Source organism: bacterium, assembly GCA_040757115.1.
GTDB lineage: Bacteria > UBA9089 > CG2-30-40-21 > CG2-30-40-21 > SBAY01 > JBFLXS01.
Window position 1 is genome coordinate 1 of the sequence record JBFLYA010000099.1, and the last position, 13,838, is coordinate 13,838.

The 13,838-nt window shown below is 34.8% G+C and carries 10 protein-coding genes; 6 read left to right on the forward strand and 4 right to left on the reverse strand.

Annotated elements, in window-relative coordinates; all coding sequences use genetic code 11:
• Positions 1 to 208 precede the first annotated feature (208 nt).
• From AB1422_10140 to AB1422_10155, 4 genes are all read right to left on the reverse strand, one after another.
• Entirely contained in the window at positions 209 to 757 is a 549-nt protein-coding gene (locus tag AB1422_10140) for a hypothetical protein (GenBank protein MEW6619674.1), read from the reverse strand.
• Complete coding sequence (locus tag AB1422_10145) at positions 754 to 993, reverse strand: hypothetical protein (protein ID MEW6619675.1); 240 nt, start codon at positions 991 to 993, stop codon at positions 754 to 756. The genes AB1422_10140 and AB1422_10145 overlap by 4 nt, the downstream gene beginning before the upstream one ends.
• 69 nt (positions 994 to 1,062) lie before the next feature.
• Positions 1,063 to 1,974 (reverse strand): CoB--CoM heterodisulfide reductase iron-sulfur subunit B family protein, encoded by a 912-nt coding sequence (locus tag AB1422_10150; GenBank protein ID MEW6619676.1) that lies wholly within the window; start codon positions 1,972 to 1,974, stop codon positions 1,063 to 1,065.
• A gap of 1 nt (position 1,975) precedes the next feature.
• Positions 1,976 to 2,494, reverse strand: coding sequence for a 4Fe-4S dicluster domain-containing protein (locus tag AB1422_10155; protein MEW6619677.1), 519 nt, complete (start codon positions 2,492 to 2,494; stop codon positions 1,976 to 1,978).
• A 316-nt stretch (positions 2,495 to 2,810) separates the two neighbouring features.
• On the opposite strand from AB1422_10155, the gene AB1422_10160 reads away from it, so the two are divergent.
• From AB1422_10160 to AB1422_10185, 6 genes are all read left to right on the forward strand, one after another.
• A complete protein-coding gene (locus AB1422_10160; GenBank protein MEW6619678.1) occupies positions 2,811 to 3,959 on the forward strand; it encodes an MFS transporter in 1,149 nt (382 codons plus the stop codon).
• 731 nt (positions 3,960 to 4,690) lie between these two features.
• The gene (locus AB1422_10165; protein MEW6619679.1) at positions 4,691 to 7,648 is read left to right on the forward strand and encodes a FapA family protein; all 2,958 of its coding nucleotides are present in this window, start codon (positions 4,691 to 4,693) and stop codon (positions 7,646 to 7,648) included.
• Positions 7,645 to 8,619 carry a hypothetical protein gene (locus tag AB1422_10170; protein ID MEW6619680.1) on the forward strand — a complete coding sequence of 325 codons (975 nt, stop codon included), beginning with the start codon at positions 7,645 to 7,647 and terminating at the stop codon, positions 8,617 to 8,619. Before AB1422_10165 ends, AB1422_10170 begins: the two co-directional genes overlap by 4 nt.
• A gap of 300 nt (positions 8,620 to 8,919) precedes the next feature.
• Entirely contained in the window at positions 8,920 to 9,813 is an 894-nt protein-coding gene (locus AB1422_10175; GenBank protein ID MEW6619681.1) for a PorV/PorQ family protein, read from the forward strand.
• Between the two features lie 474 nt (positions 9,814 to 10,287).
• Positions 10,288 to 11,679: a VCBS repeat-containing protein gene (locus AB1422_10180; GenBank protein ID MEW6619682.1), complete on the forward strand. Its 1,392-nt coding sequence runs from the start codon at positions 10,288 to 10,290 to the stop codon at positions 11,677 to 11,679.
• Positions 11,680 to 12,242: 563 nt separating this feature from the next.
• Positions 12,243 to 13,607 carry an ATP-binding protein gene (locus AB1422_10185; protein ID MEW6619683.1) on the forward strand — a complete coding sequence of 455 codons (1,365 nt, stop codon included), beginning with the start codon at positions 12,243 to 12,245 and terminating at the stop codon, positions 13,605 to 13,607.
• Positions 13,608 to 13,838: the final 231 nt, after the last annotated feature.

Sequence of the window (13,838 nt, forward strand, 5' to 3'; positions counted from 1 at the left end):
TAGAAATTGATTGTGGAAAACAACAAATTTCCATAAATTTCTATTAGTTTCTATTAATTTCAATTTTTTTAATAATATCTCCCTATCTCCTTAATCTCCACATCTCCTTTTGTTACACCACCTGAACACTTACTAATATTTAATATTTATTTGTTGTCTCCCCCAAATCCTATTTTGCAGAACCCTATGTTCCTATTTAACAATACCCTCAAGAGCCAAAAAATTCCTGGAATCTCTGGTAAGAAAGAGTTTCTTTCCCTATCAATCTTTCTATATTCTTTTTAATATAATCAGTATCAATAGTTGTTTGAATCTCTTTTATTCCGGCAATGTCTTTTCTATCATATTCTCTATCAGAGAGAAGTTTCAAAATGATTACATCTTCACAAGTAGCAAATCTTATCTCTTTATCATATAAAGAAAAACACCTTGCCCTTCTTATTACCTCTCTAAAATAAGGAAGAACTGGGAGAATGATATCTATCCTTACATCTTTATAATAAACTTCAGAGAGATAGCCTTGGGTTAGTTCCTTCAAAAGATGGTCTTTATCAAAACTAAATCCACTTTTTTTCAAACTTTCTAAGAATTTAGGTATCTTTATCTTTTCTATCTCTATTAGTACATCTATATCGTATGTGGCACGAGGTAAGCTATATATCCCTGAAGCTAAAGCGCCTATAATAACATACCCAATAGATTCATCTTCCAAAACAGAGATAAATTTTATCAATCCTTCTTCAAATACATTTTTCATTTCTTTGTCCGCTGGTTATTTATAAAGGCTTGGAAAGATTTTTTCTTTTCTTCCTTTTCTTTTTGGTAGAGCCTTAGTTTTTTATCTTTTTCTTTTATCTCCAGGAGACTATTAGATACCGAATAGAGTTCAATGATTGATTTAAGCTTCTGGCAAGGAGGTATTCTCTTTATCTCCTCTATTTCCTCTTTTCTCTTTTTGTGAAATATATCTTTCAAATCAGTGATTTCTTTCATCTTTTTATCTATTATTTTCCTAAAATTAGTAGTCAGTAGAGAGTAGTTAGTAGGTTGGTAGCTGCAGTTTTATCCTCCTGAAGAACAACCCCCAACTAACCCTATCGGTCTAATCAAATGCCTTTTCAACCACCTCTCTACCTCTTTCATCCCCAACGCCAGACCCAATATCTCGGTAAAATAAAAGATAGGCATATTTGTTCCATCCTGGCGCATTTCAAGGTTTGTTTGACACAACGGGCAGGCAGTAACAATACATTCTGCACCCGCCTGTTTTGCCATACTAACAAGTTTCCCCACCAATTCAACTACCACTGGAGATTGCGATAAAGATAATCCTGCCCCACAACAGTCTGTTTTATATGACCAGGAAACCACATCACAGCCGCAAGCATCAAGGATTTTATCCATAGATTGTGGCTGTTCTACAGAATCAAATCCATCCTTTTGTGGTGGTCTGGTTATCAAACAGCCGTAATAAGGAGCAACCTTTAACCCGGACAAAGGTTTTTTTACCATTTTAGCAATTTGTCCTACTTCCTGATAGAGCACATCTAACAAATGCCTGACCTTAAGTTCACTGGAAAGTGGAACTCCCTCTTTTTGTTCCAACCTTTGAATGTCCCCCGCTGGCGGGGGTAAGGGGGTGGAATATCGTGCGATACCAACTATTTGTTCCAACCTTTGTCTTTTCTCACCATCCTCTCTTAATTCCTTATCCGCCTGTTTGAGATTGCTATAACAGGCTGAACAAGGGACAGCTATATCCAGACCTGCATTTTGAGCCAGCAGGATATTGCGACTACTCAGGTCTGTAGATAAGTTATGATTCAAGCTATGCGCCGCACTGGCTCCACAACAATTCCAGTCAGGAATATCTATCAATTCTATATCCAATTTATGACACACTGCTCGTGTTGACTCATCATATTCCTTGCCTGTAGAATGAAGTGAACAACCGGGATAATACGAAAATTTCATTTTATTTACACCTCTTAAACATTTGCTTCACAGCCTTTCTGCCTTTAATAATCTCTGGGAATATACTTAACTTACCCTTAATAAACATATCCCGTCCCAGTTGCATATCCTGGAACAGGTTGGCACTTCTTAGCTTGTAGAGCCCAATCAATTCTACCTCGTGTGTCCTGCCCCATCTTTTAACACTATCAAGGAATAGTTGATGGAACATAGTCACATTTGGTTGTTTGCTGGGTATTTTTTCTTTTATGGCTATTTCTCGAAGGGTATCCATCACTCTGGGAATATCAATTTGCATCGGGCATCTGGTAAGACAGGTTTGACATCCAACACATAACCAAATGACAGAAGAGCAAAGCACTCTATTTTTGTCTCCCATCTGAATCATTCGGTTAATCTGATTAGGTTTGTAGTCCATCCAGGAGGCGATGGGACAACCGGATGAGCACTTCAAACATTGAAGACATTTATTTACATTTTGATTACTTTTTTCTCTTATTTGTAACTCTAAATTCATCATCTAAATTCCTTTTTGTGAAATTATTATATCAGAATAAAGTAGTTATGTCAAGAAGAAAACAAACGAATCATATTGACCCATTACGATTTCTACCATTTTTTCCCTTGATTATATAGGAAAGTATAACATACCACGAATTTCACGAATTGGACGAATAAAAATGTGTCTAATTGTCTGGTAGTCTATGTAACACAGACACCAGACTACCTGAATGGTTACATTATTCTAATAATTAGTATTCATTCGTAAAATTCGTTTAATTCGTGGTAACTTTTCCTTGACTTTTTTCCTGATTTTTGTTATCATTCGAGTTGTTATGGATAAAGAAGTAGCAAGAAAACCAATTAAAATATTTGCTTTAGCATCATTTTTAAATGATTTAGGTTCTGATATGATTTATCCCATCTGGCCATTATTTGTCACCTCTGTCTTAGGAGCCAATATGGCTGTTCTTGGTTTCATCGACGGACTGGGTGAGGCTATCGTTTCCATATCACAAGCCGCCTCTGGTTACATCTCTGACAAAATGAGAAAAAGGAAGGTTTTTATCTGGGTAGGTTATTTGTGTGGTTCGGTATCAAGGGTTGGTTACGCTCTATCAACTACCTGGCAGTATTTAATTCCATTCAGGATTTTAGATAGAGCAGGCAAAATAAGAGCCGCTCCAAGAGATGCTATTGTGGCTGATATTTCTACAAACGAAAATAGAGGCAGAAACTTTGGATTAATCAGAGCGATGGATAATTTGGGGGCGGTATGTGGGATTATAGTTTGTATCTTATTTGTTGAATTATTAGGATATAGAAATTTATTTTTAATAGCCGCTATACCATCAACTATTAGTAGTTTGTTAATTTTTGCTTTAATAAAAGAAAAAACAGCAACTGGTAATATCTACAAGGGATTTTCTCTGAAAAACTTAGATAAAAACTTTAAATTATTTCTCCTCTTAAGCTCTTTTTTTGCTCTGGGTTCTTTTAGTTACTCTTTTTTACTGGTATATGCAAAGGAATTGGGTTTTCAGGTAACATTTATCCCGGTTCTGTATTTGGTATTTACTCTGACTGCTTCTATTTCTTCTTTACCTTTTGGGAAACTTTCTGATAAGATAGGTAGAAAACAAGTCCTGCTGTTATCTTATATTTGTTGGGGATTAGTTGCCTATAGTTTTATCTTTATTCAAATCTATTGGGTAATCATTTTGACATTCGTTTTATACGGTTTGCACAAAGGGATGTTAGAACCTGTTCAAAGAACATTAGTCAGTGAACTAACCCCGGTAGAATACAGAGCAAGCGGTTTGGGTCTATTTCAGATGGTTGTAGGTTTGTGTGCCTTGCCATCTTCTCTGATTGCAGGGATACTCTGGGACAGAATTAATATATTTATGCCATTTTATTTTTCCTTGAGCCTAACCATTTTGTCAATTATTATGCTAATGTTTGTGAGGGAGAAACGGTTATGACCTTACGGTTCGCAAAGGACAAAGTATCGTAACTGTTCACCGCAGAGACACAGAGACGCAGAGAAAAAATTAAAATTTATTGGTAATTATTCAGCCACAGATGGACACGGATGAGTAAGCGTTCAGGTCATTGCAAAATATCTAATAATAATGTAAAATGGGCAATGTAAAATGAAAAATGTAAAATGAGAGGATGGATGAAATAAAAGGTGATGATATGACTGAAAGCTTGCTTGAAGGTAATAGATCGGGCACAATTGCTTCCACAGGCTCGGTTACAAAATATACTTGATCAGGCTGAAGAATTATGCAAGATGATTGGGAAATCAATTCTTACTGCCAGAACACAGAATTGACTTTTAAATTTTTAATTGCTCATTTTACATTTTACAGTTATTTTTTTAAGTAGCTGAACGCTTACACGGATAAAACACTGAAAATTCATAATCTGTGTCCGTTTTCCGTGTCCGTAATCAGGCTGAAGGTTTTTCCTCCTGTTGTCCTCTGTCCTCTGTCCTCTGCCCTCTGCCTTCTGCCCTCTGCCCTCTGCCCTCTGCCTTCTGCCCTCTGTACTTATCCGTGCTAATCCGTGTTAATCAGTGGCTGAATAGATACTATTCCAGAGGTTCATGAATTTTCCGAATGCCTCCAAACGAATTTAATTCACTTGACAAAATGAGGAGTAAATGGTATTATTGAGTTCAACATTTTAATAGAAAATGGAGAAGAAAATGACAGGTCAATTTTTAGACGAGAAAAAAAAGATATTAACAAATGGCTCACGAAAACTTGGTTTTCTTGAAGTTAATGAGAATGAAACAAAGGCATATTTTACCTTTTTCCCGCCAGAAAATGGTAAAGTAGTTAACCCTGAAGAAATAATTTCATCTTTACACGAGGAAGGTATTTTAGATATAGATATGGATATTATTCGGCGGACAATTATAGAAAACCAATTTAATCAGAGAATACTTATTGCTACAGGAATACCACCAACTAATGGTGAAAGTGCATACTTTTTATATCAATTTGGCGCCGAAGGAGAATGTCCAACGATAGAAGTCATTCCAGGTCAAATTTTAGCCGTAAAAGTTCCATGCGGTTATGGAATTCCAGGAACAACCGTTACTGGAGAAAAGGTTCCTCCTTTAATGGGAGAAGATATTGAGATTATTCCAGGTAATAATACGGCTATTTCTCCAGATGGACTAAAAGTTTATGCGACTGGATTTGGAAATGTGATGTGGACAGGAAATAAAGTTGAGGTGGAAAGGATATTTGAAATCCCCAATGATGCAAAGGAAAATATTGATTTTCAAGGCAGTGTCTTAATCGGTGGTAATGTTCATAATGGGGTTGAAATAAAGGCAACTGGTAATGTGAATGTTAAAGGAGAGGTTCTACCACAAGCCCAAATAAAAGCAGGTAAAGATATTATTGCTAGAGCAATCAAAGGCGCTATTTTAGAGGCTAAAGGAAATGTAGTCAGTGAAGAGATTATTGATGGGCAAATCACGGCTCAAAATGTCCTCCTGAAAGATAAAGGAATTCTTTGTGGTGGAAAGATTAAGGCTAATTCTTTGATTGAAGCAAAAATAATTGGTAATGAAAATAATCTCCCAACAACACTTATAGTTGATGAAGATGGTAAGGTTTCGGCATCTTCTTTTATCTACCCGGAAACTAAAATTACTATTGGGAAAATAACCATAAAGATAAAAAAAGAAGTCAAAGAGGTCTTATATTACAAACTTAGAGATTCTGTTGTTCAATCCAGATATAAACCTGCTGAAATAAGAAAAGAACAAGGAACGCAAATATTGGAATCTCAGATATATTCATCCACAATACCTCCATCAGTAGTTATTAAAGCCACCTCTTTATCAGAGGCAAAAGAAATAGGTGCTGAACTCCTGAATTTACCTCCTTCAGAGGTAGATTGTCAGATAGGAATAGCGGACGAGGATATTTCTTTAATGCGGGTTTTTCAACTGGGTATTAAAGGACCGTGGGAAGAAGGATGGAAAAAAAGGGTAAAAGAAGAAATTTCGCGTGCCAGAATAGATAACATTGATGGAATGTTTGAATTCTTCAACACGGATAGCGGTTTATATTTATCTATACTTTCCCCTAAAGGAAGTGGAAAAGAAGTTACTTTAGAAGAAATTTTGATGTATGCAGCAACCAAAGGCTTTGTGAATGTTAATAAAGATATACTTAAAAAAGCAGTTGAAACTCCATCTTCTAAACCAATAATGGTTGGACCAAGACAAAGGCTATTAGAATTAGACGGCAAGATTGAACTAGAGATTACCCCGGATTACTCAAAGGCATATATTATAGTTACTCCACCTCAGGTAGGTGGACTTCCAGCCACTTTTGAGGAGGCAATGTGTGCCTTACGAGAAAATGGTGTAGTTGCGGGAATTAAAGAGAAGGTACTTGCAGAAGCAGTATTTGCTCAGAAAAATAGGCCTGAATTGGTTGCTGAGGCTATTTTACCTGTCCCGGGCGAACCAGCAACATTAGAATATAAATTCCGCGCAGATAGGTCTAAAGTAATATTAGAAGAAGATGAGTATGGTCGGGTGGATTTTAAAAAATTAAATCTTATTGAGAATGTTCGTGCTGGACAGGTTTTAGTGGTAAAAAAAGCCCCAGGAAAAGGCACGCCAGGTAGACTAATCAATGGCCTCGAAATTCCTGCCCTACCAGGACAGGATATAAAAATGCCTGCTGGAAGAAATACAGAGGTATCGATAGGTGGCACAGAATTAATTGCAACGACAAATGGCCAGGTAATTTTAGCCGCAGATAATAAAGTGAATGTTGAAGATACCATTCAAATTAAAGGAGATATTAATTTACAAACTGGAAATATATATTTCCTCGGCACGGTTATCATTGATGGGAGTGTCGAGGATGATTTTGAAGTCGAGGCAACGGGTGATGTCCAGATTAAAAATACTGTTGGTAAATGCTATATTTCTGCTGGCGGAAGTATTGCTATTGGAGAAGGCGTAAAAGGTAAAGGTGCGGCACGATTATTTGCCGGCGGACATATCTTTGCTAAATATATTGAAAATGCTAAAGTAGAGGCAAAAGGCACTATTCAGGTAACTCAAGAAATTATGCACAGTCAGGCTGACGCCGGTAAATCTGTCCTTTTAGAAGGTAAACAACGAGGTTCTATTATTGGAGGTAGGGTTAGAGCAGGTGATGAAATCCACGCTCGAGAAATTGGTGCCCCAGCTGGAACTTACACAAAAATAGAAGTCGGTGGCACACCACGAGTCCGAGAACAATTAGATAACTTAAATAGAGTTTATCAAAGAGATGTTAATAGATTAGAAACAATAAAAAGAGATATTGCCGTTCTAAAAGATAAGAAAAAACAAGAAAAAGAAAAGTTTCCTATTGAAAAAGAGGCTAAACTACAAAAACTTATTCGCGAACATAATAAATTAACCGTAAAATTACAACGATATACTGACCAAAAGGAATTTTTAGAGGTGAGAATACAAGAGTCACTTGGTGGCAAAATTTATGTATCACATACCTTATTTCAAGGCGTAACTATAACCATCCGAAATGCTACTCTGGAAATAAAAGATAATTACAGCTCCGTTAGCCTTGGTCCTAAAGGAGAAGATGAAGTCGGCATCTATCCGTATGGAATAACGAAATGAAAAAAATAACACCCCTGTTAATTTTACTATTCTTTTCCTGGATAAGCGCTGTTTTATTCCTCTATTTCAAAGTCCATTATTCTTATCTGGCTTTATTTTTAAGCAAAAATAATATCTTTGATGAATTATACCTTTTATTTATATTGGCTTTATTAAGTTATGCCTCAGGTCGAAGGATATTTTTACTGACTAATGTCAAATTTTCCTCTTTCCTCGAAGAATTTATCTTTGCCAATGGTGTTGGATGGATAATATTAGCTTGTGGGCTAATGATTGGGAAAATAGCCCTGCTCATACTCCTTTTATTCTTTATTATAGAATTATTCCCAATTATCAGAATTATATTAAATAAGATAAAATGTCTTTTTGGTATCAAACCTGTCGGCTTAAATATAATTTTATGGTTTTTATTGGGTATAACTATATTTTTTACCTTCCTAATGGCATTAACACCTTCTTTTATCTCTTTTAATTTCATATTTCCAATAGGATTTAAGTTGATTTATTTCTATTTTGGAATTTTAATCATTATGACTATCTTTGCTTTAACCAGAAGGCATTTTAATCAAAATTGTGGACTCCTCGCAAGTTGCATATTTTATATCAATAGTTTATGGATTTTTCCATTTGAAAGAACAACAATCGAGTTTGTAGTAATTTTTTATGGATTATTAGCCGTTTATTTATTACTGAAATGGAATCAAACTTTGAAGGATGGGTATTTTAAATTCATCTTTCGATGTCTGATTCTATTAGTTCTTTTCCCTATCTTTATCTCGCATCTTATCTATAGATATTCTGGAGAATATACCTTATTAAGGCGGGTTATTCTTTGTGTAATTACGGGTGTTTTTATACTCATTTTGGGCTATGAATCCTACATTATATTCAATTATGCTCCATTGAAATTTATCTTTGGATTACAAACGGCTTCAGAATATCTTGCTCGAATTGTTTCTGTATTAAAATAACACAAAACTCATTAAAATACAAGGGGCTTTATCGTTTTTTTTCTATCCTATGTCTATAGCAGTTATTATTCAAAACTTTACTTAGAATTAAATTTTCTACCAATATATCGTTCCTACGGAACTGATTGATTTGTCTATCTATTCCTACCGATATTATGTTCCTAACGGAACGATTATTCTCCTGCCTTATTTATGGGTATTATCCTATGTAAACTTCCAGTTAATAACCGCTATATTTTTCGGTTTAACATTTTTTTCTTGCCTTTTTTTTAAAAATATGGTATAATAACAGTCGATTAAATGATGAAAAGGCTTATCTTCATAAGTATATTTCTTTTTATCAGTTCTTTTGTCTGGGCAAAAAATAATACCGGTGCGACATTCTTGAAAATTAATGGTGGAGCAAGACCAGCGGGAATGGGTGATGTCTTTTGTGCCGTTGCCAATGATGTTAATGCGTTATATTTTAACCCCGCAGGATTAGCTCAGATTAAAGGAGAAGAGTGTTTATTAACCTATACTCAATGGTTTGAAGATGTTAAATATAACTACCTTGCCTTTGCCCAAAATATTAGTCGTGCTCGAACCATAGGTGGCAATGTTACCTACCTCCGCATAAATGACCTCATTGGTAGAGATGATGACGGAGACCTGACAGGTAATTTTGATGCTTATGACTTAGCCTTAGGATTAGCTTATGCTGAAAGGTTATCTAAACATTCATTAGTTGGGTTACATTTAAAATCTATCTATCAATTAAATGAAAATACCTCTGGAAGTAGCATAGCGATTGACTTCGGCTGGTTATACAAAAACATCATTAAAGATTTAGATCTAGGACTATGCATCCAAAATATTGGAACAAAGATAAAATTTATTAAAAAAAAAGAAGAATTACCTTTAAATATCAAAGTAGGTCTTGCTTACAAATTACCTCGTATCTTGATTATAGCCGTAGATGGAAATATACCTGAAGATGGTAAAGTATCTGTTAATGCAGGAACAGAAATTACTCTCCTGCGTTTTCTATCTCTGCGCACTGGTTATAAATCCCAGACTGATTTAGATTCAAAAAGTCATTGGAGTTATGGAGTAGGATTAAAAATAAGTGATTATCAGATTAATTATGCCTTTGTTCCGTATGGAATATTAGGGGATACACATAGAGTGTCTTTATTACTTAAGTTTCTTTAACTATAGTTTCGTGATTTTTAGAAGATTGAAATCCCCTGAAAACACAAGGAAGAGGAATTATTGCAAAGTTATAGCTAAACCATGAGTTGCAAAAAATAGTGAGTGAATTACAAAATTCCAAATCACAAATTCCAAATTACAAATAAATTCCAATGACCAAAAATCAAAATTCCAAACAAAAGAAGGAGAAGTGCTTTTCAATGAGGCAATAGAATTAAAGAAAAGTTATCTTCCCCTCTTGAGAGGGGTTAGAGGTGTGTCCTTCAATTATTGAAAAACCTAAATCTGACATTATTGAGCAAAATATTCAACTCCCTTTAACAAAATTGATAAAGCAATAGGTTTAGGAATTTGGTGTTTGGAATTTATTTGGAATTTGGTATTTGAAATTTGGAATTTATATTGCAAGGTTATGGTTAAACCATGATAAATAAATTCACGAAACTCCAGTTTAAGGAAAAAGGAGGATAATAAATGTTAAAAAAGATAACTTTTATTAGTTTAATCATTGGGATAGTATCAGTCACATCCATAAGTCTGGCACAACAGCCGATAGAGCAAGGTGGAACAGAGACAACCGCAGTTTTGGGTCCAACATTACAATTTGCTACTAAAACGGGTGGAGGGATTCAATCTGCCATTGTCTTAGGGGATATAGATGGTGATGGAAAATTAGAAGTGGTTACTGCGGCTTTTGATCAAAATGTCTATGTCTTAAATGAAGATGGAAGTTTATTGCCTGGCTGGCCTGTAAAACTCCCTCAAGCCTGGCTTTTACGGTCATCTCCGGCTATTGGAGATATTAATAACGATGGGAATTTAGAGATAGTCATTGGAACATTAGAGGCAGAGGTCTATGCCCTGGATAAAACTGGTAAATCCATTCCTGGTTGGCCAGTAAAGGTTATGGGAGGAATCTTCTCCTCGCCTGCATTAGCTGATATTGACCAGGACAAAAAATTAGAAGTGATAATAGGCTCAATAGGTGAAGGAGAGGCGATTTTTGTCTATGCCTTTAATGAAGATGGAACTATAGTTCCAGGTTGGCCGGCAAAGATTAATGCTACCACCTGGTCTTGTGCCAGCATAGGGGATATAGATAAAAATGGTAAATTAGAAATAGCCGTAACGACTTGTAGTGGAAATACTTACCTCTGGGATAGAAAAGGGAAATTACTTTCTGATTGGCCTGTCCTCGCCGGTTTCTGGAATATTTCTTCTTCGGTATTTGGAAATATAGATAAGGATAAAAAATTAGAGATAATTGTAAGTTCAAATGATAAAAAGGTATATGCTTTTAAGACAAACGGAAAATTAGTTTCTGGCTGGCCTGTTCAAACTGACGGGGCAATTATCTCTTCTCCTGCATTAGGAGATATTGATGAAGATGGAGAGTTGGAGATAATAATTGGTTCTGATGATAAAAAGGTATATGCCTTTAATGGAGATGGGAGTTTAGTTCAAGGTTGGCCTGTAACTTGCGGCGGAGGTATCCAGGCATCTCCTATCCTGGGAGATATTGATAAAGATAGGAAAATAGAGATAATCGTTGGTTGCACAGATAAAAAGGTATATGCCTTCAATGGAGATGGAACATCGGTTACAGGATTTCCATTACAGACAGAAGGTGCCATCTTCTCAACTCCAGCATTAGGGAATATCGATGATGATGATGGGCTTGAATTAATTGTGGCATCATTTGATTCAAAGGTATATTGTTGGGATTTTGGACCAGGAACATACAATATCCCTCCAGATAAAGGGAAAAACAAGAAAAAGACAAATACCTCAAAATTATTACCCTGGCCAATGTTTCAACATGATGAATGTCATACAGGAACACATCCGGGCATATCCTCCAGATAACTATTTTGGTAAGCGTTCAGCCACAGAGGCACAGAGTTCACAGAGAATTAAGGAAATTAGCCACAAATGGACACGCATTATAGCACTTATTAATCGAAATTTGACATAGATAGGGCTATGAAATTCCAAATCACAAATTCCAAATTCCAAATAAATTCAAATAACCAAAATTCAAAACATTACCCCCATAGTTTGGTATTTAGGACTTGAAATTTGGTGCTTATTTGAGATTTGGTGCTTGGGATTTGGGATTTTTTTTACTTATCCACTCTGAGTAAAGTTTTGACTAATAACTGCTATATTCCCTCTGTGTTCTCTGTGGCTATATCCTGAACGGTTACAAAAAATTGTAGTTATTGTCAGACACTACCAAAATTACAAGACATTAAATTCCATTTCGTGTCCTTCGTGCTGAATAGTTACAAATTAAGTAAAAAATAAGGTGACCATTTAGACGATTACAAAATAAGAAGTAATTGAACAGTTGCAAAAAATATTTGCAATTCTATTATAAATATTGTATAATATACGCAATAACAATGCACATATTATAAGAGGCATCTATGAACAAGGAATACTTGAAGAATGTAATTATTGACCAACAAAAAGACATTCTTGAGAAAATTATGAATACAAATGTCATATCCCGTGAAGGTGCGGATAGATGTGAAAGGTATATAAGATACCCGAATGTCTTGTTAATAACCGGGTTACGAAGAGCGGGTAAGTCATTTTTTGCCAGCCAGCTTGTGAAAAACAAAAAATATGCATATTTAAACTTTGATGATGAAAGATTGATTGAATTTAATATCCAGGATTTTAATCTTATTCTGGAATGTTTTTATGAACTCTATCCTGATTTTGAGTATCTGTTATTTGACGAAATACAAAATGTAGGTGGCTGGGAACTCTTTGTCAGTAGATTAAGGGATAAATACAAAATAATTATCACTGGTTCAAACGCAAATCTATTAAGTAAAGAAATGGCAACCCATTTGACAGGAAGATATAGTGATTTTGTCCTCTTTCCGATGAGTTTTAGAGAATACCTTGATTACAATAATGTTGGGATAATATCATCATATTCTACCACTGAGAGAAGTAAGATTACTTCATTCTTTGACAGATATGTTAAGGAAAGTAGTATTTTTGATTATTATAAATTCGGTAAGGAGTTTTTAAGAAATTTATGGGCTTCTGTAATTGTCAAGGATATCACTATTCGTTACAAGATAAAGTATCCTTCAGTGTTGGAGAAACTATCTGTTATGCTGATAAATTATTTTACATCTAAAATTTCTATTAGTAATCTAACCAGAAATCTAAAAGTAAAAAGTCCAAATACAGTGGCTGAATATATAAGGTATCTGGAAAACAGTTTTCTCGTTTTTACCTTAAATAAATTTTCATATAAAATCAAGGAACAGTTATCAACATTTAAAAAGATATATATTATGGACAATGGTTTTATTAATGCTATGATTTTTAATTTCAGTGAAAACAGAGGAAAACTCCTGGAAAACATTGTGGCTATTGAATTGAAGCGTAGAAGCATAAGAGACGATTTTGAAATATTTTACTGGAATAATTACTATGTAGAATGTGATTTTATAATAAAAAAGGGAAAACAAGTTATTTCTGCATATCAGGTATGTTCTGAACTAAATATCAATAATAAGGAAAGAGAGATTAGCGGATTAACTGCGGTAATGAAAGAATTTGATTTAAAAAACGGCACGATTCTTACTGAATCAATGGAAGATGAAATATCAATAAACAGTTCTAAAATACAGGTAACACCGGTATGGAAATGGCTTTTGTCTGAATTTTCGATGGTGTCTGAAAATAACTCTAATAGTGAAATCTATGCAGATTTGGTGTCCAAAAGGGATTTCCTCCAAAGAGCAAAATGCAAAACTCGTTTATAGTTTAGGGTTTATAGTGTATAGTTTATAGTTTATAGTGTATAGTTTATAGTGTATAGTTTATAGTCCTTCAACTATCAACTATAAACTATCAACTATAAACTATCAACTATCTTTGCCAAAGTTCAGTAAAATTATCTCTTTCCTTTCAGCGTTAAAATACTTGTAACTGTTCAGATAGTAATTCACCGCAGAGACGCAGAGAAACAGAAAGGAAAATATCTTTTTTTTCGT